We start from the raw sequence: 21,955 nt of genomic DNA on the forward strand, positions 1-21,955 counted from the left end.
CCAAGTTTCGGCTTCCGATCTCGGGCGAACCGAAAGAGCATCACGCCTGGGCAGCTTCTGATCCCCGTCGGCGACTTGCCGTCTCCCGCTGTATTGTCGCCGGCGCTGCCAGGGCTTGAAGAAACTCCACGGGCACCGGGAACACGATCGTCGAATTCTTTTCACCCGCAATGTCCTGCAGCGTCGACAGGTAACGCAATTGCATGGACTCCGGCCTCCTTGCGAGCATCTCGCCTGCTTCCACCAGTTTCTCGGCGGCCTGCTGCTCTGCTTCGGCACCTATGATTCGTGCGCGGCGGTACCGCTCGGCCTCGGCTTGACGAGCAATGGCACGGATCATGCTCTCGTTGATATCGACGTGCTTGATTTCGACATTCGCGACCTTGATGCCCCACGCATCGGTTTGGCTGTCGAGAATTTCCTGAATATCGCGATTGAGCTTGTCCCGCTCTGCCAGCATTTCATCCAGCTCGTGCTTGCCAAGCACGGATCGAAGCGTGGTCTGTGCTAGCTGGCTGGTGGCCGCCATGAAGTTTTCCACCTGGATAACAGACTTGTCCGCATCTACCACGCGGAAGTAGATAACCGCATTGACCTTTACCGAGACATTGTCGCGAGAAATCACGTCCTGGCTGGGAACGTCGAGCACGAGCGTACGAAGATCTACCCGAACGAATTGCTGGACGATCGGCACCAATATGATGAGCCCGGGACCTTTCACGCCGGAAAAGCGCCCCAATGTGAAGACTACCGCACGCTCGTATTCCCGCATGATGTGAATAGCCGACAGGAACACCGCAATGATCACGGCTCCGATCACGATATACGGAAGCGTTTCTGTTACGAAGGTTGGCATGGTTTCACTCCTCATGATTTCGGTGGGGCGTCGGGATCTGGCTCGACGAGCAGCTTCAGGTTTTGACGTTCGAGAACACGCACGCGGTCGCCCCGGGTGAACTCGCTTTCCGATTTCGCCGCCCAGCGTTCTCCTCCGACCAGGACCTCGCCTTTGCCGTCGGCCCACCACAGCACCTGCCCCGCGCTGCGAAGCAGAGCCGCTTCGCCCGTGACCACGTCGCGCCGATGCGCCCGCCAGACGGCTGCAAGTGCAATCACCAGGAATCCCGCGCTGGCAATGGTGGCCGTGGCGACCACCGCCCATGAGAGATGGAATCCCGGCACGTCGCCGCGAAACAGGAACAGCGAGCCAACGGCGAACGAGATGACGCCGCCAATTCCGAGCACGCCAAACGAGGGCAGAAACGCTTCTGCAATCATCATCGCGATGCCTAGCAGCAGCAGGCCGGCACCGGCGTAGCTGATCGGCAGGAGATTCAAGGCGTAGAGGCCGACCAGGAGGGCGATTCCGCCGATCACTCCGGGGAGAACAGCGCCTGGACTGATGAACTCGAATAGAAGTCCGTAGAGCCCGATCAGCAGGAGTATGTAAGCGATGTTCGGATTGGTAATCGTGGCCAGAATGCGGTTGCGCCAATTGGCTTCGATTGCCGTAAGGCTCAGGCTCCGGGTATGCAGCGTGACCTGCTGATCATTGATCGTTACGGTTCGGCCCTCGGCTTGGGACAACAGATCGGGTAAATCCTTCGCAACAATCTCGACGACACGCTGCGACTGGGCCTCGCTCACGGTGAGAGTGGCAGCTTCCCGGACGGCTTTCTCTGCCCAGGAAACATTTCGTCCCCGAAGCTCTGCCAGTCCCCTGATATAGGCAACCGCATCGTTGATCGCCTTCGCCTCGCCTGCACTGGTCGGCGACGAGGCTCCTTTCTTGTCACCCTCTTTCTTGTCACCGTCTTTCTTGTCATCATCTTTCTTATCATCGGTGCGCCAGCCGGAGCCACCGCCAAGCTGAACGGGCGTGGCGGCACCGAGATGCGTGCTCGGCGCCATCGCGGCGAGGTGGGTCGCATAAACAATGTAGGTGCCGGCGCTGGCGGCTCGCGCACCGCTCGGGCTCACGTAGGAGACCACAGGAATGGGAGACCTGAGTATTTCTCCTACGATCTCGCGCATTGAGGGGTCGAGACCACCAGGCGTATTCAGTCTCAGCACGACGAGCTTCGCCTGTCGCCGACGCGACTCCTCAAATCCATCGCGGATATATTCAGAGGTCGCTGGCCCAATCGCTCCATCCACATCTAGCAGAATGGCGACGTTCGCCGGCTCGCTACTTTGTCCAAGTGCTGCTCCGGGGCCAAGTACGAGCAACGCTACGGTAATAAGCCTGTAAAGAAAGTGCACCATGGTAAGTCGCTCAAAAGCTTGCGCGACGAAACAGCCACAACCAGGCGGCCCATTCGCAGGTGAACCTGACTGTTACGGCTGGAGCGCAGGATCCGGTGCCGGGCGGGCGTGACATATCTGAAGCCCTGATGCGCAAAGCGCGCTCCGCAAGTCATATGAAGCGAACGCACATCCGAAATCCCGGTTCCCCAAACATACCCTTCCGGGACGGATTTCATCTCGGTGAGCCGGCAACACCTGGATGATGCACGGCGATCACCGCCGCCCGAAGAGGGCGGCTCAATGAAAATCGCGGGACGGCGGCAGGATGCGGACGTCGCGGGGGTGACGGATTTTCTGCGCGGGCGCGTCAGGGTGATCGCGGCGGTCGTCGTTGAGCGGTTCGACCAGCGCGGGCCCTGCGGGCACCGGGTGCTTGCGGCTCAGCGCATCATTGGCGAGACCGATCAAATCGTGGGAGCGGTCGAACATCCGCTGCGCCACCAGATGCGTCACCTGCTCCGGGCTACTCTGGATGTAGCCTTCGACCAGGATCAGGCGGGCGCCCATCACCTCTTTGCGGTACTGCTCCATCACCTTGGGCCACACCACGATATTGGCGATGCCGGTCTCGTCCTCCAGCGTCATGAAGACGACGCCCTTGGCGCTGCCCGGCCGTTGCCGCACCAGCACCACGCCGGCGCAGCGGATACGGCGGCGGTCGTTGGCGTAATTGACGTCCTTGCAGGCCACGACGCGTTCTTTCGTGAACATCTCGCGCAGAAATTCCATCGGGTGGCCCTTCAGCGACAGCCGAACGGTCTGATAATCGGCGACCACCTGCTCCGGCAGCGGCATCTCGGGCAGCGGCTTGGCGTTCTCGTCGGGCTGCTCGCGGGCGATAGCGGCCTGAAACAGCGGCAGCGGCACGTCGTCGGGCAGCCGCCGCACCGCCCACAGCGCCGCGCGGCGATCGAGCCCGATCGAGCGGAAGGCATCGGCGTCGGCAAGCAGGATCAGCGCGCGTTTCGGCAGGCCAGTATCGCGGGCGAATTCCTCCAGCGAGGTAAAGGGCCGGCGTTGACGGGCGGCGACGATGCGGTCGGCCCAGTCGGTTGCTTCCACAGCGGCTGGTCCGCGGGCACGCTTCACCTCTCCCGCTTGCGGGGAGGTCGGATCGCATCGCGAGATGCGATCCGGGTGGGGGAAGCTCTCTCCATACGGGCAGTGTGACTCGCGGCGGCACCCCCACCCCAACCCTCCCCCGCAAGCGGGAGAGGGAGCACAGTCCCTCTGCGGCTGACTGAGCCTTTGTCATTCCGGGATGGTCCGTTAGGACCAGACCCGGAATCTCGAGGTTCCGGGTCTGGTGCTAACGCACCATCCCGGAACGACGACTGCATTCGCTTCAGCCGCTCCTCGTCTTCATCGAGCCAGTGAAAACCGTCGATCTGGCGGAAGCCGAGACGAACGGCGCAAAACTTCCCACTCCCCTCCTCCAGCGTGTTCTGTGCAAAACTGTAGGACACGTCGATCTCGCGCACCTCGACGCCGTTCTTGCGGGCGTCGCCGACGATCTGGGCGGGGGCGTAAAACCCCATCGGCTGCGAATTGAGCAGGCCGCAGCAGAACGCATCCGGATGATAATGCTTCAGCCATGACGAGACGTAGACGAGTTGCGCAAAACTTGCGGCGTGGCTTTCCGGAAAGCCGTAAGAGCCAAACCCCTTGATCTGGTCAAAACAGCTCTTGGCGAATTCCGGGTCGTAGCCGCGCGCGATCATGTTGTTGATCAGCTTGGCCTCGAATTTGCCGATGGTGCCGACGTTACGAAACGTCGCCATCGCACGGCGCAGGCCGTTGGCTTCCTCGGGCGTGAATTTTGCGGCCTCGATCGCAATCCGCATCGCCTGTTCCTGGAACAGCGGCACGCCGAGCGTCTTGTGCAGCACGCGGTACAATTCGTCCGAAGGGCCATGCTCGGGCGCCGGCGAGGGATAGCTCACCTGCTCGATCTTGTTTCGCCGGCGCAAGTAAGGATGCACCATGTCGCCCTGGATCGGGCCCGGTCGCACGATCGCGACTTCGATGACGAGGTCGTAGAAGGTGCGCGGCTTCAGGCGCGGCAGCATGTTCATCTGCGCGCGGCTCTCGACCTGGAACACGCCGAGGGATTCGCCTCGCTGCAGCATTTGATAAACTTCGTCGTCGTCCTGCGACTTGATGTCGGCCAGCTCGTAACGCCGACCCTTGTGGTCGGCGATCAGATCAAAGCTCTTGCGGATGCAGGTCAGCATGCCCAGCGCCAGCACGTCGACCTTCATCATGCTGAGCGCGTCGACGTCGTCCTTGTCCCATTCGATGAAGGTGCGGTCGTCCATCGCGGCGTTGCCGATCGGCACATAGGTGTCGAGCCTATCCTGCGTCAGCACGTAGCCGCCGACATGCTGCGACAGATGGCGAGGGAATTCGATCAGCTCGGAGGCGAGCGCTACCGCGAGTTCGACCATCGCATTCGCAGGATCCAGCCCGGCCTGGCGGACCTGCATCTCGTTGAGGCCCTTGCCCCAGCTTCCCCACACGGTATCGGCAAGCGCTGCGGTAACGTCCTCGGTCAGCCCCAGCGCCTTGCCGACGTCGCGGATCGCGCTGCGCGGGCGATAATGGATGACGGTCGCAATGATCGCGGCGCGGTGACGGCCGTAGCGGCGGTAGACATATTGCATCACCTCCTCGCGCCGCGAATGCTCGAAATCGACGTCGATGTCGGGCGGCTCCAGCCGTTCCTTGGAAATGAAACGCTCGAACAGCAGATCGACCTTGGTCGGATCGACCGAGGTGATGCCGAGCACGTAGCAGACGGCGGAGTTGGCCGCCGATCCCCGGCCCTGGCACAGGATGTTCTGGCTGCGCGCGTAGCGGACGATATCGTGCACGGTAAGAAAATAATGCGCGTATTTCAGCTCGGCGATCAGATCGAGCTCTTTGCGCAAGGTGGCGCGCAGCTTGTCGTCGATTACGCCACCGAAATATTTGTCGACGCCGGCCCAGGTCAGGTCCTCGAGGTGCTGTTGCGCGGTCTTGCCCGGCGGCACTGGTTCGTCCGGATACTGGTATTTGAGCTGATCGAGCGAAAACGAAATGCGTTTCGCAAAGCGCATGGTTTCCGCAATCGCCTCGGGCAGATCGCGAAACAGCCGTGCCATTTCATTGACAGGCTTGAGATAGCGTTCGGCATTGGCCTCGAGCCGCCTGCCGATCGCGTCGATCGTGGTTTTTTCCCGGATACAGGTCAGTACGTCCTGCAGCGGGCGGCGGGCGGGATGGTGGTACAGCACCTCGTTGGTCGCCAGCAGCGACACCTTTGCCGCGAGCGCCAATCGATGCAGCCGCGCCAGCCGGCGCCTGTCGTCACCACGGTAAAGCAGGCTCGCGGCGAGCCACACGCCATCGGCATCGGCGTTCTTCAGGCGCTCCAGCGTTGCCTGCGCGCTCGCCACGTCAAAGCGATGCGGCAGCGCCAGCACCAGAAGCTGGCCCTCGGCGAAATCGAGGAGGTCGTCGAATTTCAGGTGGCATTCGCCCTTTTCGATCCGCGTGATGTCGTCGCCGCGTTTGCCGCGGGTGAGTAACTGGCAGAGCCGGCCGTAAGCCGCGCGGTCGCGCGGATAGACCAGAATGTCAGGCGTGCCGTCGATGAAGACGAGCCGCGCGCCGATCAGAAGCTTTGGCTTATGCGTGACGGCAGGGTTGTCGAGCTCGCTCCAGGCGCGCACCACGCCGGCCAGCGTATTATGGTCGGCGATGCCGATCACGGGAATACCAAGCTCGCTCGCCTGATGCACATAGGCGCGCGGGTCCGAGCCGCCGCGCAGGAACGAGAAATTGGTGGTGATGCCGATTTCGGCATAGTCGGGCACAGGGCTTTTCATGCGAACAATCCATGCACGAACCACCTGATAGAAGCGGGCTCGCCCTCCGCATCCGCCGGTTCACTTTCATAGAGGCCGTCGCGAAAGATCCAGAAACGCAGGCCCGCTTCATCCTCGATGCGGAAATAATCCCGCGTTGGGCCACCGCCGTTTGGCTTCCACCATTCCATCGCGATGCGTTCGGGCCCCTCCACCCGCACCACCGCGTGCGTGACGCGCCGCCAGGTGAATTGATGCGGCGGGCCGTCGGGCACGGTTGCGAACGGCACTTTTATCGGCTCCGGTTTTTCGAACAGGCGCAACGGGCGCAGCGGCGGCTCGCCCTCGATACGTTCGGGCCATGCCGCCTGCGCTGCGGCCGCCAGATGATGCTGCGCTGGCACCGACAGCACCGCGCGTTCGGGAATGTGGGTATCCTCCGGCAGATGCACGACGACGCGTTTTCCGCCGATGCGCGCGGCGATGCGGTCGATCAGCGCGGACAGTTCGTCATTGTCATGGACATTGGCGTCGAGATCGCGCTGCTGCTGCACCACGATCTCGGTGCGGCTGGCGGAGAGACGAATGAGATCGAAACCGAAGCCGGGGTCGAGCGGATCGTTGAGCGTATCGAGCCGCTCGCGGAACAGGCGGTCGATCACTTCAGCTTTTGTCACCGGACGCCCGGTATCGACCGAGATCGTGCGCACCGCGCCGTCGGTGCGGAAAAAGCTCGCCTCCAGCCGCCGCGCGCCCTTGCCCTGCTTGTCCATCGCCGTGATCAGCATGCCGGCGAGCGCGGACAGGTTCATCGCGATCACGGCGTCGGTGGCGACCGGTTCGGGAAAGCGTTTCTCAACGATATAATCCGGCGGCGGTTTGCGCGGGCTGATCGGCGCATCGCCCTGCCCCAGCGCCTGCTGCAACAGCGTCGTGAAGGGCGCACCGAACCGCGCGGTGATTTCGTGCGGCGCGCGCGAGGCGACGTCGCCGATGGTCTTTAGCCCAGCCCGGCGCAGGCCGGCGGTGATGGCATCACCGGCGCCGAGCGCAGATACCGGCAGCGGACTGACGGCCTCCGCCTCCTCGCCCTCGGCAACGATCTTTCCGGAAGTCTGGCGCGTCAGCGTGCGGGCGCAGATCGAGGTGCTCGCGATCGCGGCGCTGACGGCAAAGCCGCGGCGGCTCAGCGCGCCGGTCACGATCTGCAGCAACGCACGCTCGCCTCCGAACAGATGGGCGCAGCCGGTGATGTCGAGGAACAAGCCGTACGGCGGATCGAGCGCCACCAGCGGGGTGAAGCGATCGCACCAGTCGGCGATGTCTTCGAGCGTTTTGCGATCGGCGACTTCATCCGCGTCGAACACCGTCAGCTCGGGGCAGATCGCGCGCGCATTGGCGAGCGGCAGGCCGATCGAGAGACCGGCCTGGACAGCGGCCTCGTCGAGCGAGTGGATCAGGATGGCATTGTGCTGCTTGGCGACGACGACGGAGGGGTAGACGTACTTCACCTCTAAAGTGCGACTCGCGGCGAGCCCCCCACCCCAACCCTCCCCCGCAAGCGGGAGAGGGAGCGCACCGGTCGTGTCGCAGACAGCGTTGCTCGAAACCGCTTGGCAATTTTCAGCTTGCGCGACGATGGCCGGCGAAAGCTTGCGCTTGATGCGGTCGATGGGCAGGCGTGGCAGCCAGAGGCTGAGGATACGCCGACGGTTCTCTGAATAGGCACTCATCACAATTCCATTCCATGATCCAGCGGCCGACCGGGCCATGACGGTTACGAACGAGCTGCGCGTCGAATACCGGCGCGCCCCAGGCGCTCCAAAGCGCCGCAGGCTTCAGAGGCGTGCCCGGCGGCGAATGCGCCGCGCGCACGATCCATCTTGTCTCCGCGGTCGAGGGCGCGGCTCCGCCGCCACCCGCAATAGCAATGCGGTGACGCCGGAGGCTGCTGCGGCCAGCGTGAGCTTGCGGCTGGCGACGAGATCGAGCTGACGCGCCTGCCCCCAGACTTCCAGCACGACGACGCCAAGCGCGTCGCAGGCCAGCGCATCGGCGGCGGTCCGCAGCGCGGCGTCGGTGTCGGTCGCGCGCACGGTGACGAGCAATCGCGGATCGAGCCCGAGTTCGGCGAGCCCGCTCATCGACAGCGCGCCCGATTCAATTTCCGAAAAATCCTGCCGTACCCAGACCAGCGGCCGGCGCGGCGATACCCTTCCCGCCAGCCCTGCGATGAAGCCGGTTGCGGTCGCGCTCTGGTGTCCCTCGGCGAACACTTCATGCACCGCCGCGAGCGCAAGCCCGCCGTGCAGCACAGCATCCGCCGCCTTATGGCCAAGCGTAATCTTGTTGAGGTCCTGCGCATCGCCATGCGCCTCCAGGCGCTCGATGCTTCCGCGCAAACTCGCAAGCGTGCTTGTGCGTGCGGTGCTCATCCGCCGTCCCTTCAGAAAATTGGCCTTTGCCGCTTTTTCCCTAAGTGAACGCGCGGCTGGCTCATTTGTTCATGATATGTTCTAATATAAAGCTAACAGCGCCGGCAGAGTCAATCGAGATCGACGCTTTGGCGATTCATGAGTGGAATCAAAGGGATTCGCGGGCCCCTCCAGACGACGGCAAAGCCGTTGCGCGGGGATGCGGACAGAGAGTGTGGAGTAAGCACATGCACCACATCATCCTAGATAGCCAAACTGATTTCGATGGCTGGCGTAAAGCGGCCCGCGCGCTGGCGCTGAATGACGTGAAACCGTCCGACGTGAGCTGGCGCGTGGCTGATGATGCGCCCGAACTGTTCGCGTCGATCGCGCCGCCGCTCGAGCCGCCACAGGGCACCTTCAACGTACCGGCCAGATTCGTCGAACTGGCGGAGATTGCGATCCTGCACCGCAACCCCGAGCGCTTCGCCCTGCTCTATCGCCTGCTATGGCGGTTGCGAACGCATCACGATCTGCTTGAACTCGCTGCAGATCCTGACGTGGCTGAGATCACCGCGATGGCCAAGGCCGTGCGCCGCGACGAGCACAGGATGCATGTCCTTGTCCGCTTCCGCGAAATAGGCCGCGAGCAGAAATCGCACTTCGTCGCCTGGTTCGAGCCGGAGCACCACATCGTCGAACTGGCCGCCCCGTTCTTCGCGCGCCGTTTCGCCGACATGCCCTGGTCGATCCTGACGCCAGATCTCTGCGCGCATTGGGACGGCTATGTCATCTCGTTCACGCCGGGCGTCAGCAGAAGCGAAGCCCCCAGCGCGGGCCGGCTGGAGGAAACCTGGCGGCGCTATTACGCCAGCATTTTCAATCCAGCGCGGCCGACAGTGAAGACCATGCAAAAGGAGATGCCCCGGAATTACGGGTGGAACCTGCCGGAGGCTTCATCGATTAAACCCCTGATCGAAAGCGCCGGACGCAAGGCCAGCGACAAGGCAAGCGAAATGCCCCGCAAACACGCCGATGATCTCGAGACGCTGCGCGAAGAAGCCGCCGATTGCCGCGCCTGTCATCTTTACAAGAATGCCACCCAGACCGTGTTCGGCGAAGGCCGGCAAACCGCGCGGATCATGCTGGTCGGCGAGCAGCCCGGCGACAAGGAAGACCTCGCCGGCAAACCGTTCGTCGGGCCCGCGGGGCAAATGCTCGACCGGGCACTGGACGAAGCCGGCATCGACCGCCGCACGGTCTACGTCACCAATGCGGTGAAGCATTTCAAGTTCGTGCCGCGCGGAAAAATCCGCCTGCACCAGAAGCCGAACACCCCGGAGATCAAGGCCTGCCGGCAGTGGTACGAGCGCGAGCTGGCCGCGATCAAACCCGATCTGGTGGTGGCAATGGGCGCAACCGCAGCGCAAAGCGTGTTCGGGAAAATTACGCCGATCAACAAGAATCGCGGCCGTGCGATTGATCTCGACGACGGCACCAGGGCGCTGGTGACGGTGCACCCGTCCTATCTGCTGCGATTGCCGGACGCCGACGCCAAGGCGCGCGAATACCGGCGCTTCGTCCAGGACCTCAAAATCGCCGCCGACGTGCTGCGAAAATCGGCACATGCGGCCTGAATTCCGCCAATCCGATAGTCGCAATCTCTGGTGAAATATAACGGGAAAAATTGACAATCCCGCTTGCAACTATTAATTGATAGAAGACACAATCGCATTCTCAAGGGAATGTGGCAAGGGAATGTGGGACGTCTGCTCACGCTATGATGCTCCCACATGGTCGACGCGCTGCGCGGTTCCCTACCTCCAGCCCCGGCGCCGTGCAGCGCGCGACCCTCTTGCCATAGCGTTTTCCAGCGAAGTGGACACCGGTTCGCGTGAAGAAAACGCGTCAAAATAGAATCTAGAGCCCGGTTCTGATTCAATCAGAACCGAAAAGGCTCTAGCCTCTCGCCACGGCCTCCAGTTCAGCAATATCGAACTTGACCATCTTCAGCATGGCCTCGGCAACGCGCTTGGCTTTCGCGGGATCGGGATCATTCATCAATTCGCCAAGCCGTCTGGGAGCGATCTGCCAGGAGAGGCCCCAGCGGTCCTGCAGCCAGCCGCATTGCTCGATCTTGCCGCCTTCCCTCAAGGCATCCCACAAATGGTCGATCTCGGCCTGCGTGTCGCATTCGACCATGATCGAAAAACTGTGGTTGAACGGGTCGAGGGGCCCCGCCTCGATCGCCATGTAGCGCTGGTCGCCCAGGGTAAAGGCCGCGATCTTGACGCTGCCGGGCGGGCCGCTCGGGCTCTCGGCAGCCAGCGACGAGACCCACTGGACTGACGAGCCGCGGATCAGCGAGGTGTAGAAGCCGATCGCGGCCTCCATATCCTTTTCGAACCAGAGATGCTGTGTGACCTTCATCGACGCTCCTGTCAGATAGGCGGGCCACGGGGTGGCCGCTTCTGCACCAAGGACGGATGGAGGGGCGGCGTTCCGACAGCGGCAACTAAAAATACTGTGGAATTTCCTTGAACCACCTGTGGCCCGGACAGCGCGCATCCCTGGCCATACGCGGCCGGGATAGCCCAACTGTCACTAACGGTTCGCAATCTCCTGATGGCGTGCTGCGCTGCCGGCCGCGATCTGCCTGTCGGCGAGCCTCTACGTAGCTCTACGTACTGTTCTCGAACCTGTTCTGACGCCATCGGCGATACGCTGCCGTGGCAGGCCTCGACGGATAGCGGGAGACCGGAACCAAACTGCGGCCTTCTGCTTTCCGCAGAGTAGCTGACGGAGGATGATAGGACACCGACATTCATACATCACGCGAACCCAACAGCTCTGCAGCCGGAGCCCGCCATGACCAAAAAACCCCGAATGGCACCAAGCTGATCCACGACCCGATTCGGGAAGAAATGCTGGACAGTTTCGATGAGGAACTGGAACTTGAGATCGACGACGATCGCCTCGATGCGCTGACCAATGAATTTGCCGACCATACGGCAGAAGAGACGATCGATCGGCGCGTGTACTTCAAGGAATTATTCCGTCTGCAGGGTGAACTGGTAAAATTGCAGACTTGGGTGCAGCACCACCAGCTCAAGGTGGTGGTGATTTTCGAGGGGCGCGATTCCGCCGGCAAGGGCGGCGTCATCAAGCGCATCACCCAGAGGCTCAATCCGCGGGTCTGCCGCGTCGCGGCGCTGCCGGCGCCGAATGAGCGTGAGCGCACCCAATGGTACTTCCAGCGTTACGTTTCGCATTTGCCGGCCGGCGGTGAGATCGTGCTGTTCGACCGTAGCTGGTACAACCGCGCCGGCGTCGAGCGCGTGATGGGCTTCTGCACCGAAGATGACGTCGAAGAATTCTTCCGGTCGGTGCCGGAATTCGAGCGTATGCTGGTGCGCTCCGGAATCACCCTCATCAAATACTGGTTTTCCATCACCGACGAAGAGCAGTATTTGCGCTTCATGATGCGGATCCATGATCCACTCAAGCAGTGGAAGCTCAGCCCGATGGATGTGGAATCGCGCAGCCGCTGGGAACAATACACCAAGGCCAAGGAAGCGATGCTGGAGCGTACCCACATTCCGGAAGCTCCCTGGTACCTCGTCGAAGCCGATGACAAGAAGAAGGCACGACTGAACTGCATCGCGCATCTGCTCGAGCAAATTCCCTACCAGGAAATCAAGCGCGAACCGGTTGTGCTGCCGCCGCGGGTTCGCAATCCGGAATATAGCCGCGGACCGATTCCACCCGAAATGTACGTACCGTCGCGCTATTGAGCGCCGCGCGCCGGCACTTCAAGTCGCGGCTGAGCGGGAAAATAAAGAAGGCCCGCACTGGGGATACAGGCCTTCCTTGATGTGACCTCGCACTTCAAGTGCGATCGAAGTTGAAGTGACGCACGCCCTTACGACGCCGCCAGCTTGTTCTCGACCAGCTTGATCCAGTACGAGGTGCCGTACACGATAGCCTCGTCGTTGAAATCGTAGGCGGGGTGATGAAGCCCTGCGCTGTCGCCGTTGCCGCAGAAGATGAACGCGCCGGGACGCGCCTCCAGCATGTAGGAAAAATCTTCCGCGCCCATGAGCGGCGGCATCTCGTGGACGTTCTGGGTACCGGCCACCTCCTTGGCCACTTGCGTGGCGAACTCGGTCTGCTCGGCGTGGTTCTTGGTCACGGGATAGCCGCGCTCATAGACGAGGTCGATCTTGGCCCCGGTCATCCTGGCTACGCCTTCACACACCTCGCGCACCCGCTTCTCGACGGTCTCGCGGACTTCCGGCGTTAGCGTCCGCACGGTGCCCCGGAGTTCCGCGGTGTGCGGGATCACGTTGCGGGCGTTGCCGGCGTGGAACTCGCAGATCGAGATCACCGCCGACTCCAGCGGATCAATGGTCCGCGAGACGATCGACTGCAGGGCGGTAATGAGCTGTGAGCCGACGAAGACGGAATCGATGCATTTGTTGGGACGCGCAGCGTGCCCGCCGAGCCCCTCGATCTTGATGTCGATCGAGTCGGTTGCCGCCATCACCGGGCCGGAGCGGATGGCGAAGGAGCCGACCGGAATGCCCGGACCGTTGTGCATACCGTAGACCTGCTCGATGCCGAACCGGTCCATCAGCCCGTCCTGGATCATGGCGGCGGCGCCCGCGCCGCCCTCCTCGGCCGGCTGGAAAATCACGACCGCGTCGCCGGCGAAATTGCGGGTTTCGGCGAGGTACCGCGCTGCACCCAAAAGCATCGCGGTGTGACCGTCATGGCCGCAGGCGTGCATCAGGCCAGGCGTCCTGGACGCATGAGGAAGGTTGGTCGCCTCCTCGATCGGCAGCGCGTCCATGTCGGCGCGAAGCCCGATCACCTTGATCTCGCCCTTGCCGGGCTGCTTGCCCTTGATGACGCCAACAACGCCGGTACGGCCAAGGCCGGTGGCGACCTCATCGCAGCCGAATTCGCGCAGCCGATCGGCCACGAATGCTGCAGTGCGGTGCACGTCGTACAGCAACTCGGGATTTTGATGGATAACGCGGCGCCAGGCCTGGATATCGGGTTGCAGATCGGCGACGCGGTTGACGATGGGCATGGGAATTCTCGAACCTCAGGTTGGAACGTTAGACCTCTGTAGCATGCAAGCGGCGGTCCACCCAACAGCCTGGAGACGCCGCCCATTCCCAGGCGTCATGGCCGGGACTTGTCCGAGCCATCAACGTCTGACTATTAGGCATAAGGGGCGCGTGATGGGCGGAAACTGAGCATGCCGAAAAGGCTTGAAGGCGATTTCGATTATATCGTGGTGGGCGCGGGCACCGCCGGCTGCATCATGGCCAACCGGCTGTCGGCCGATCCCAAAAACCGCGTGCTGATCCTGGAGGCCGGCGGCAACGACAACTGGATCTGGTTTCACATCCCCGTCGGCTACCTCTTTGCGATCGGCAATCCCCGCTCAGACTGGATGTTCAAAACCGAGCCGGAGCCCGGGCTCAATGGGCGGTCGCTCGCCTATCCCCGCGGCAAGGTAATCGGCGGCTGCTCCGCCATCAATGCGATGATCTCGATGCGGGGCCAATCCGCCGATTACGATCACTGGCGCCAGCTCGGCCTCACCGGCTGGGGCTATGACGACGTAAAGCCGCTGTTCAAGCGGCTGGAGGATCATTTCCTCGGTGAGCGAACATCACGGCATTGGCGGCGGCTGGCGCATCGAGGCGCCGCGGCTGTCCTGGGAGGTGCTCGACGCGGTCGGCGACGCCGCCGAGGAGATGGGCATCAAGCGCATTGCGGATTTCAACACCGGCGACAATGAAGGCGTCAGCTATTTCCATGTCAATCAGAAGCGCGGCCGGCGCTGGTCGTCCGCGCGCGGCTTTCTCAAGCCGGTACTGAACCGCGCCAATCTGCGGCTGGAAAAGCACGTGCTGGTCGACCGGCTCATCATCGAGAACGGCCGTGCCGTCGGCGTGCGCTTCATCCAGGGCAATGAAATGATCGAGGCCCGCACCAAAGGCGAAGTGATATTGTGCGCGGGATCGATCGGCTCGACGCAGGTGCTGCACCGCTCCGGCATCGGACCGGCCGACTGGCTGTCACCGCTCGGCATCGATGTTGTGCTCGACAGACCGGGTGTGGGGCGCAATCTGCAGGACCATCTGCAGCAGCGCGCGATCTACAAGGTCGAGGGCGTCCGCACGCTGAACGAGACCTACTGGTCGCTGGTCCGGCGCGGGATGATGGGGCTCGACTATGCCTTCCGCCGCCGCGGGCCGCTGACGATGGCGCCGTCGCAGCTCGGCATCTTCACGCGCTCCGACCCGCGCCGCGCCCGCGCCAACATCCAGTTTCACGTGCAGCCGCTGTCGCTCGACAAGTTCGGCGATCCGCTGCACCGCTTCCCCGCCATCACCGTGAGCGCCTGCAATCTGCAGCCGACCTCGCGCGGTACCGTGCGCATCCGCTCGGCGAAGCCCGATGAAGCGCCGTCGATCGCGCCGAACTATCTCTCGACCGACGACGACCGCCAGGTCGCGGCCGATGCTATCCGCACCACGCGCCGACTGATGAAGCAGAAAAGGCTGGAGCGATATCGGCCGCAGGAGTACCTGCCCGGCCCGACTGTCGGCGACGACGATGCATCGCTGGCAAAGGCTGCCGGCGATATCGGCACCACGATCTTCCATCCCGTCGGCACCGCGAAGATGGGCACCGCAAGCGATCCGATGGCCGTGGTCGACGAGCGGTTGCGGTTCTTTGGGCTCGCCGCCTTGCGCATCGCCGATGCGTCGGTAATGCCGACGATCACGTCGGGCAACACCAACACGCCGACGGCGATGATCGCGGAGAAGGGTGCGACGTTGATCCTGGAGGATGGGCGCAAATAGCTGCGTAACGAAGCAGCGCAGATGGCCCAACGGATCATCCAGGCTGCACGCTCACGCTACTGCGCCCTGCGATGATTCCTCGGCGTGACGGACCTCTGCCGCATTCGCGGCGCGGGCGCGGCCTCGTTGTAATAGGCATTGGATTGATCGAACGACCGGTATGCCGGCCGGCCACCGAGCACATCGGCATTGGGATGGTAGAAGGAATAAGCACCGGGCTCCTGGATTGCGGCTTGCGCGAACACGGGCGTTGCGATCGCGGTCATCAGAAACGCGGCGGCGAGTGTTGGGATAGACTTGGTCATGGGTGATATCCTCTTTTATCGTGAAATCACTCCATCCAATTGGGTATCGCAGCGCAGAAGCGGATAGCCATGCGACGGCTCTCACCGCGATTTGAAAAGCCGTGCTTGAAAGCGCGCGATGGCGTGAACGCGCGGAATATGCCCGCCAGCAAGTCGGCAGAATGTTTGCCTACAAATGAAACGATCGGCCGGCCTGCCCGCGCTGAATATCGCGCAGACATGCGGCAGCGGCAGGATGAGATGTGCCGCTTCCGGTTGCAAGATCCGCAAAACTGACACAGATTTCGGGCATTGCTGGAGAATAGCGGCGAACGCGAGAATCGGAGGGCACGTCCATGATCAAGGTAAGCGTAATGTATCCCAATACGCCCGGCGGGCGCTTCGATCACGACTACTACCGCGACAAGCATATGCCGCTCGTGAAAGCGCGCATGGGCGACGCCTGCAAGTCCTACACGGTCGACAAGGGCCTGGCCGGCGGCGCGCCCGGCGCTCCCGCCACCTATGTCGGCATGTGCCACATCTTCTGCGACTCGATCGAAGCCTTCCAGACCGGCTTCGGACCGCATGCCAAAGAGATCATGGCAGACATCCCGAACTATACCGACCAGTCTCCGGTGATCCAGATCAGCGAAGTCGTCGTAGGCTGATGGCGTATCCGCGGCTCGCAACTCTGTAGGGTGGGCAAATTTGCCCACCCTACAGACTGACGAACTGCGAACTGATTTGCCGCGCGCACAAACAAAAATTTCGATGCGCGGCTGCGACCGAATTGGCACGACGGGCAAATCACCAAAAGTCTGTCCAGCCCTTCCAGCAAAAATATTCCACTTAACGCGAGAGGCAAATCAGCCGCATATTTCCGCCCGTCTCACCCGATGGAGGGGCGGCTCGCGATCGTCACGAACGTGCGGTGAGATGCGATGGACGCGGAATGCGCAAGACGTAGGCGCAGGAAGCGTACGGCGAAGTCGTGTGGTTCGGGCGCCGCGGTGCTGGCGCTAAGCTGCGTGAAACTATTTGCGCAGCGACGGAGGCAATAAAGCCGTTCTCCGGGAAGAGCACGAAGTAAGCCGTAAGGCCATTGCGCAGGGAAGGCCGGGATGCTCCCGCTGTACCTGTATGCTCGTGTGCGTGTTCTTAGTGCGCAAATTGCACACGAGACCGCGGGTGCGGCGCGCACCCGGTCTTCCCTGCGCCCTCTAATTGGAGAGGGCGGGAATTTGAGAGCAAACCTCGGGCGATCAGCGTCGCGAGATCGCGAACGGTTGGCTCTTGAGAATTGAATTACATCCATCCCGTCGTCCCGGACAAGCGAAGCGCGATCCGGGACCCATACGCCGCGGCGGATGTTGTCTTGGAAGGATGGTCGACGGCTTTGCGTCAACAACGAATATCGGTGGTTATGGGTCCCTGCGTTCGCAGGGACGACGGGATGAGGGTGTCGTTTACATCACCCCGCAGCGCCTGGAGTCCCTTGAACGTGAGCCGCTTGGGGTCGCGGACGCCGGCCAGATAGAATTTGCGGATGAAGGCGATGGCCGCATCACGGTCGCAATCGGTCAGCGCCACAAGGGCATCGACGGCAATTCGCTGGGCGTCCATGGGCTTCCTCGTGCTGTCAGGTGCCGCAAGTCACGCAGCGTATCGGTGCGCCGGTTAATCCGGCGTTAACCGTGAGGGCACCTTGGACGATTCGCCTTCACCTACGTATACGCGAAATGACGCATGGGGCCTTCGGGACGCAGCCACCGCCGATGCGAGTTCACGAATACTGCATCACGCCGTCGTCGACCTTGCCGTAGCGGAGCGTGACGATGTCGAGCGCGTAGTTCTGGTACAGCCGCCACGGCCGCTTCGAGCCCTGCTTGGGCAGTTTGGCGATCGAGCGCTGCACATAGCCGGAGGAGAAATCCAGCGACGGCAGTTCGGTGACGTCAGGATCGACATTGTGCGGCATGCACTGCTTGTAGCCGTTGCGGTCCATGTAGTTGATGAGCCGGCAGACATATTCGCAGGTCAGATCGCATTTCAGCGTCCACGACGCGTTGGTGTAGCCGAACGCGGACGCCAGGTTCGGAATGTCCGAATACATCATGCCCTTGTAGTTCAGCGTTCGCGCGAAATCGACCGTGCGGCCGTCAACGCTGACTTCGAGCCCGCCGAGCACCTGCAGAACCAGCCCGGTCGCGGTGACAATGATATCGGCCTCAAGCTCGCTGCCGTCCTTCAGCTTGATGCCGTTCCTGGTAAAAGTGTCGATCTCGTTGGTGGCGACGGAGGCGCGCTTGTCGCGGATCGACTTGAACAGATCGCCGTCCGGCACCAGGCAGAGCCGCTGCTCCCACGGATTGTAGCGCGGCGTAAAGTGCTTAGCCACGTCGTATTCCGGCCCCAGCGCCATCTTGACGCCGCCGAGGATCAACTGCTTGGCGCGCTCGGGCTTGCGGCGGCAGAGCTGAAAGAAATACATGCCGAACAGCACGTTGCGCCAGCGGATCAGGTGATAGGCGAGCTTGGCGGAGAGCTTTTGGCGCAGCTTGTTGGCGAGCGCATCCTCCGCCGGCCGCGCCACCACGTAGGTCGGCGAACGCTGCAGCATGGTGACGTGCGCAGCGGTCTTGGCCATCTCCGGCACCAGCGTCACGGCGGTCGCGCCCGAGCCGATCACCACCACGCGTTTTCCCGCATAGTCGAGGTCTTCGGGCCATTTCTGCGGATGCACGATCTGGCCGGCGAAGTCCGCCGTGCCCGAAAAATCCGGCGTATAGCCTTCCTCGTATTTGTAATAGCCCGAGCACATGAACAGGAAATTGCAGGTAAAGCGCACGGTCTCCGCCGCGCCCTCTCCCGCGTAGCGTTCGGCCTCCACCGTCCAGCGCGAATCCGGCGACGACCACGAGGCGCGTTTGACGCGGTGGTGGAAGCGGACGTGCTTGTCGATGCCGTTGTCGGCAGCGGTCTCGCGAACGTAGTTCAGGATCCGCGGCCCGTCGGCGATCGCCTTCGGCTCGGTCCACGGACGGAACGAATAGCCGAGCGTGTACATGTCCGAGTCGGAGCGGATGCCGGGATAGCGGAAGAGATCCCAGGTGCCGCCGATGCAGTCGCGCCCCTCGAGAATGACGTAGCTCTTGCCGGGACACTTCTCCTGCAAATGATAGCCCGCGCCGATGCCGGACAGTCCCGCGCCGACAATGAGGACGTCGAAATGCTCTGCCGCATCGGTCATGGCGATCTCCCTGCTTTCAGATGTAATGGCCAGCAGGCAGAAATTGCAACTCGCATTGTCAGGTTGCTGCGACGATACAGGCTGTATCGGAATTGCCGTTGAATTTCAACCGTCGCAGGTTGTGCGACCGATCAGCAAAAAGCCCCGGATCGCTCCGGGGCTTGGTAGTGCTTCAGGGCGTCGCCCGCGACGTGAAGTCAGTAGCGGTAATGATCCGACTTGAACGGGCCTTCCGGCTTGACGCCGATATAGTCGGCCTGATCCTTGCGCAGTTCGGTCAGCTTGACGCCGATCTTGGCGAGGTGCAGCCGCGCCACCTTCTCGTCGAGCGTCTTCGGCAGCACGTAGACCTTCTTCTCGTACTTGCCGTCCTTGTTGTTGGCGAACAGTTCTATCTGCGCCAGCGTCTGGTTGGTGAAGGACGCCGACATCACGAACGACGGATGGCCCATGGCGTTGCCGAGGTTTACGAGGCGCCCTTCCGACAACAGGATGATGCGGTGCTTGTCGGGGAATTCGATCTCGTCGACCTGCGGCTTGATGTTGGTCCACTTCAGGTTACGAAGGCCTGCGATCTGGATCTCGTTATCGAAGTGACCGATGTTGCAGACGATGGCGCGATCCTTCATCGCGCGCATGTGGTCGATGGTGATGATGTCCTTGTTGCCGGTCGCGGTGACGAAGATGTCGGCGCGGGGCGCTGCGTCTTCCATCGTCGTGACTTCATAGCCTTCCATCGCCGCCTGCAGCGCGCAGATCGGATCGACTTCGGAGACCATGACGCGGCAGCCGGCCTGGCGCAGGGAAGCGGCCGAGCCCTTGCCGACGTCGCCGAAGCCCGCCACCATCGCGGTCTTGCCGGACATCATGACGTCGGTGCCGCGGCGGATGCCGTCGACGAGCGACTCGCGACAACCATAGAGATTGTCGAATTTCGATTTCGTCACGCTGTCGTTGACGTTGATGGCGGGGAACAACAGCGTACCCTTGTTCGCCATATCGTAGAGGCGGTGCACGCCCGTGGTGGTCTCCTCCGAGACGCCCTTGATGTTCTTGGCGATCTCGGCGAAGTAGCCCTTCGGCTTCTCCTTCAGGAGGCGCTTGACGAGCGCATAGAAGATTTCCTCTTCCTCCGAAGTCGGCTTGTCGAGGAAGGCGGTATCGCCCTGCTCGGCGCGGTAGCCGGCATGCACCAGCATGGTGGCATCGCCGCCGTCGTCGAGGATCATGTTGGGCGTGCCGCCGCCGTGCCAGTCGAACAGCTTTGCGGTGTAGTCCCAGTATTCGGCGAGCGTCTCGCCCTTCACCGCAAACACCGGAATGCCGGCGGCGGCGATCGCGGCGGCCGCATGGTCCTGCGTCGAATAGATGTTGCACGACACCCAGCGGATGTCGGCGCCGAGTGCGGCCAGCGTTTCGATCAAGACCGCGGTCTGGATCGTCATGTGCAGGGAGCCGGCGATGCGGGCGCCCTTCAGCGGCTGCTTCGGACCGTATTCCTCGCGCGTCGCCATCAGGCCCGGCATCTCGGTCTCGGCCAGCGAGATTTCCTTGCGGCCAAATTCGGCGAGCGAAATGTCCTTGACGATGTAGTCGGTGAAGGCGGGCTTCTTGGCGGCGGCGGTGGTCATGGGTTGTTTCCCTCTGTTGAGCTCGTCATTCCGGGGCGCGCGTGAGCCACGAACCCGGAATCTCGAAATCATGGAAAAAGATTCCGGGTTCACCGCTATCGCGGTGCCCCGGAATGATGCTGTTGAAACTAAACCGCGCGCTTGAGCGGTTCGACCAAATCGGTCTTCTCCCAGGAGAAGCCGCCTTCATTGTCGGGCGTGCGACCGAAATGGCCGTAGGCTGCGGTACGCGCGTAGATCGGGCGATTGAGATCGAGATGGGTGCGGATGCCGCGCGGCGTCAAATCCATAGCCTTCGCGGCTGCCTGCTCGAGCCGGTCTTCCGGCACCTTTCCAGTGCCGTGGGTATCGATATAGATCGACAGCGGACGCGCCACACCGATCGCGTAAGCAAGCTGCAGGGTGCAGCGGTCGGCGAGACCGGCGGCGACGATGTTCTTGGCGACATAGCGCGCGGCATAGGCGGCCGAACGGTCGACCTTGGTCGGGTCCTTGCCGGAGAAGGCGCCGCCGCCATGCGGGGCTGCGCCGCCATACGTATCGACGATGATCTTTCGACCGGTGAGACCGGAATCGCCGTCGGGGCCGCCGATGTAGAATTTTCCGGTCGGGTTGATGTGCCAGATGGTCTTGCCGTTGATCCATTCCTTCGGCAGCGCCTCGCGGACATAGGGTTCGACGATGTCACGAATCTGATTGGAGGTGAGGTCCTCGACCAGATGCTGGTGCGAGACCACGATCTCGCGCACGCCGACAGGCTTGCCGTTCTCGTATTGCACGGTGACCTGGCTCTTGGAGTCCGGACCGAGCACCTTCTCGCGGCCGGAGTGGCGCGCTTCGGAAATCAACCGAAGGATCTTGTGGGCGTAGAAGATCGGCGCCGGCATCAGGTCAGGCGTCTCGTTGGTGGCATAGCCGAACATGATGCCCTGGTCGCCCGCGCCCTCTTCCTGGTTGCTGGGCTGCTTGGCATCGACGCCCTGCGCGATATCGGCCGACTGCGGATGCAGCAGAATCTCGATGTCGGCTTTCTGCCAATGGAAGCCTTCCTGCTCGTAGCCGATATCCTTGATTGCCTCGCGAACAACGCTCTCGATCTGATCATTGGTCACGGAGCTCGGACCGCGCGTTTCGCCAGCGATGACGACCTTGTTGGTGGTGGCAAGCGTTTCGCAGGCCGCGCGGATCTGCCAGGGGTCGATGCCCGCCTTCGGGCCTTCCCGGTAGAACAGGTCGACGATCTCGTCCGAGATTCGATCGCAAACCTTGTCCGGATGACCCTCGGAAACCGACTCGCTGGTGAAGAGATAGGAGGCGCGCATCAACAAACC

General features: G+C 62.4%; 13 protein-coding genes and 3 pseudogenes. 4 read left to right on the top strand and 12 right to left on the bottom strand.

The window, feature by feature from the left end; all coding sequences use genetic code 11:
• Nucleotides 1-40: 40 nt before the first annotated feature.
• The 5 genes and pseudogenes from ACFXS9_RS23535 to ACFXS9_RS23555 all read right to left on the bottom strand — a co-directional run bounded on the left by ACFXS9_RS23535 (nucleotide 41) and on the right by ACFXS9_RS23555 (nucleotide 8,590).
• Nucleotides 41-856: a slipin family protein gene (locus ACFXS9_RS23535; protein ID WP_392692481.1), complete on the bottom strand. Its 816-nt coding sequence runs from the start codon at nucleotides 854-856 to the stop codon at nucleotides 41-43.
• An 11-nt stretch (nucleotides 857-867) separates the two neighbouring features.
• The gene (locus ACFXS9_RS23540; protein WP_392692483.1) at nucleotides 868-2,265 is read right to left on the bottom strand and encodes a nodulation protein NfeD; all 1,398 of its coding nucleotides are present in this window, start codon (nucleotides 2,263-2,265) and stop codon (nucleotides 868-870) included.
• Nucleotides 2,266-2,544: 279 nt separating this feature from the next.
• Nucleotides 2,545-6,176 (bottom strand): annotated as a pseudogene (locus ACFXS9_RS23545) (error-prone DNA polymerase).
• On the bottom strand, nucleotides 6,173-7,888 hold the full coding sequence (locus ACFXS9_RS23550; RefSeq protein ID WP_392692485.1) for a Y-family DNA polymerase: 1,716 nt from the start codon (nucleotides 7,886-7,888) through the stop codon (nucleotides 6,173-6,175). The pseudogene ACFXS9_RS23545 and the gene ACFXS9_RS23550 overlap by 4 nt, the downstream one beginning before the upstream one ends.
• Nucleotides 7,779-8,590, bottom strand: a pseudogene (locus tag ACFXS9_RS23555) (ImuA family protein). Before ACFXS9_RS23555 ends, ACFXS9_RS23550 begins: the two are co-directional and overlap by 110 nt.
• A gap of 227 nt (nucleotides 8,591-8,817) precedes the next feature.
• On the opposite strand from ACFXS9_RS23555, the gene ACFXS9_RS23560 reads away from it, so the two are divergent.
• Nucleotides 8,818-10,206, top strand: coding sequence for a UdgX family uracil-DNA binding protein (locus tag ACFXS9_RS23560; protein WP_392692488.1), 1,389 nt, complete (start codon nucleotides 8,818-8,820; stop codon nucleotides 10,204-10,206).
• Nucleotides 10,207-10,528: 322 nt separating this feature from the next.
• Here the strand turns inward: ACFXS9_RS23560 and ACFXS9_RS23565 are convergent, their stop codons facing one another.
• Nucleotides 10,529-10,999 (bottom strand): VOC family protein, encoded by a 471-nt coding sequence (locus ACFXS9_RS23565; protein ID WP_392692491.1) that lies wholly within the window; start codon nucleotides 10,997-10,999, stop codon nucleotides 10,529-10,531.
• A gap of 494 nt (nucleotides 11,000-11,493) precedes the next feature.
• Here ACFXS9_RS23565 and ppk2 point away from each other — a divergent pair, with 494 nt between their 5' ends.
• Nucleotides 11,494-12,363 carry a polyphosphate kinase 2 gene (gene ppk2, locus ACFXS9_RS23570; RefSeq protein ID WP_392692494.1) on the top strand — a complete coding sequence of 290 codons (870 nt, stop codon included), beginning with the start codon at nucleotides 11,494-11,496 and terminating at the stop codon, nucleotides 12,361-12,363.
• A gap of 128 nt (nucleotides 12,364-12,491) precedes the next feature.
• Here ppk2 and ACFXS9_RS23575 read toward each other — a convergent pair whose 3' ends face one another.
• A complete protein-coding gene (locus ACFXS9_RS23575) occupies nucleotides 12,492-13,664 on the bottom strand; it encodes a M20 aminoacylase family protein (protein WP_392692497.1) in 1,173 nt (390 codons plus the stop codon).
• A gap of 171 nt (nucleotides 13,665-13,835) precedes the next feature.
• Here ACFXS9_RS23575 and ACFXS9_RS23580 point away from each other — a divergent pair.
• A pseudogene (locus ACFXS9_RS23580) lies at nucleotides 13,836-15,456 on the top strand (GMC family oxidoreductase).
• A gap of 56 nt (nucleotides 15,457-15,512) precedes the next feature.
• Here the strand turns inward: ACFXS9_RS23580 and ACFXS9_RS23585 are convergent.
• The gene (locus ACFXS9_RS23585; protein WP_392692500.1) at nucleotides 15,513-15,761 is read right to left on the bottom strand and encodes a hypothetical protein; all 249 of its coding nucleotides are present in this window, start codon (nucleotides 15,759-15,761) and stop codon (nucleotides 15,513-15,515) included.
• A gap of 335 nt (nucleotides 15,762-16,096) precedes the next feature.
• Here ACFXS9_RS23585 and ACFXS9_RS23590 point away from each other — a divergent pair, with 335 nt between their 5' ends.
• Nucleotides 16,097-16,411, top strand: coding sequence for an EthD family reductase (locus ACFXS9_RS23590; RefSeq protein ID WP_057848059.1), 315 nt, complete (start codon nucleotides 16,097-16,099; stop codon nucleotides 16,409-16,411).
• A gap of 733 nt (nucleotides 16,412-17,144) precedes the next feature.
• Here the strand turns inward: ACFXS9_RS23590 and ACFXS9_RS23595 are convergent.
• From ACFXS9_RS23595 to metK, 4 genes are all read right to left on the bottom strand, one after another.
• The gene (locus tag ACFXS9_RS23595) at nucleotides 17,145-17,366 is read right to left on the bottom strand and encodes a hypothetical protein (protein WP_392700353.1); all 222 of its coding nucleotides are present in this window, start codon (nucleotides 17,364-17,366) and stop codon (nucleotides 17,145-17,147) included.
• A gap of 160 nt (nucleotides 17,367-17,526) precedes the next feature.
• Nucleotides 17,527-18,993 (bottom strand): flavin-containing monooxygenase, encoded by a 1,467-nt coding sequence (locus tag ACFXS9_RS23600; RefSeq protein WP_392692504.1) that lies wholly within the window; start codon nucleotides 18,991-18,993, stop codon nucleotides 17,527-17,529.
• Nucleotides 18,994-19,190: 197 nt separating this feature from the next.
• On the bottom strand, nucleotides 19,191-20,624 hold the full coding sequence (gene ahcY / locus ACFXS9_RS23605; RefSeq protein ID WP_392692507.1) for an adenosylhomocysteinase: 1,434 nt from the start codon (nucleotides 20,622-20,624) through the stop codon (nucleotides 19,191-19,193).
• 128 nt (nucleotides 20,625-20,752) lie between these two features.
• Nucleotides 20,753-21,946 (bottom strand): methionine adenosyltransferase, encoded by a 1,194-nt coding sequence (metK, locus tag ACFXS9_RS23610; protein ID WP_392692510.1) that lies wholly within the window; start codon nucleotides 21,944-21,946, stop codon nucleotides 20,753-20,755.
• Nucleotides 21,947-21,955 lie beyond the last annotated feature (9 nt).

The organism is Bradyrhizobium sp. RDI18 (genome assembly GCF_043203335.1).
Lineage (GTDB): Bacteria > Pseudomonadota > Alphaproteobacteria > Rhizobiales > Xanthobacteraceae > Bradyrhizobium > Bradyrhizobium retamae.

Bases quoted from the DNA above. Each gene is read 5' to 3' on its own strand.
- ACFXS9_RS23535 (WP_392692481.1), bottom strand. From the start codon at position 856: ATGCCAACCTTCGTAACAGAAACGCTTCCGTATATCGTGATCGGAGCC.
- ACFXS9_RS23540 (WP_392692483.1), bottom strand. From the start codon at position 2,265: ATGGTGCACTTTCTTTACAGGCTTATTACCGTAGCGTTGCTCGTACTT.
- ACFXS9_RS23550 (WP_392692485.1), bottom strand. From the start codon at position 7,888: ATGAGTGCCTATTCAGAGAACCGTCGGCGTATCCTCAGCCTCTGGCTG.
- ACFXS9_RS23560 (WP_392692488.1), top strand. From the start codon at position 8,818: ATGCACCACATCATCCTAGATAGCCAAACTGATTTCGATGGCTGGCGT.
- ACFXS9_RS23565 (WP_392692491.1), bottom strand. From the start codon at position 10,999: ATGAAGGTCACACAGCATCTCTGGTTCGAAAAGGATATGGAGGCCGCG.
- ppk2 (WP_392692494.1), top strand. From the start codon at position 11,494: ATGCTGGACAGTTTCGATGAGGAACTGGAACTTGAGATCGACGACGAT.
- ACFXS9_RS23575 (WP_392692497.1), bottom strand. From the start codon at position 13,664: ATGCCCATCGTCAACCGCGTCGCCGATCTGCAACCCGATATCCAGGCC.
- ACFXS9_RS23585 (WP_392692500.1), bottom strand. From the start codon at position 15,761: ATGACCAAGTCTATCCCAACACTCGCCGCCGCGTTTCTGATGACCGCG.
- ACFXS9_RS23590 (WP_057848059.1), top strand. From the start codon at position 16,097: ATGATCAAGGTAAGCGTAATGTATCCCAATACGCCCGGCGGGCGCTTC.
- ACFXS9_RS23595 (WP_392700353.1), bottom strand. From the start codon at position 17,366: ATGGACGCCCAGCGAATTGCCGTCGATGCCCTTGTGGCGCTGACCGAT.
- ACFXS9_RS23600 (WP_392692504.1), bottom strand. From the start codon at position 18,993: ATGACCGATGCGGCAGAGCATTTCGACGTCCTCATTGTCGGCGCGGGA.
- ahcY (WP_392692507.1), bottom strand. From the start codon at position 20,624: ATGACCACCGCCGCCGCCAAGAAGCCCGCCTTCACCGACTACATCGTC.
- metK (WP_392692510.1), bottom strand. From the start codon at position 21,946: ATGCGCGCCTCCTATCTCTTCACCAGCGAGTCGGTTTCCGAGGGTCAT.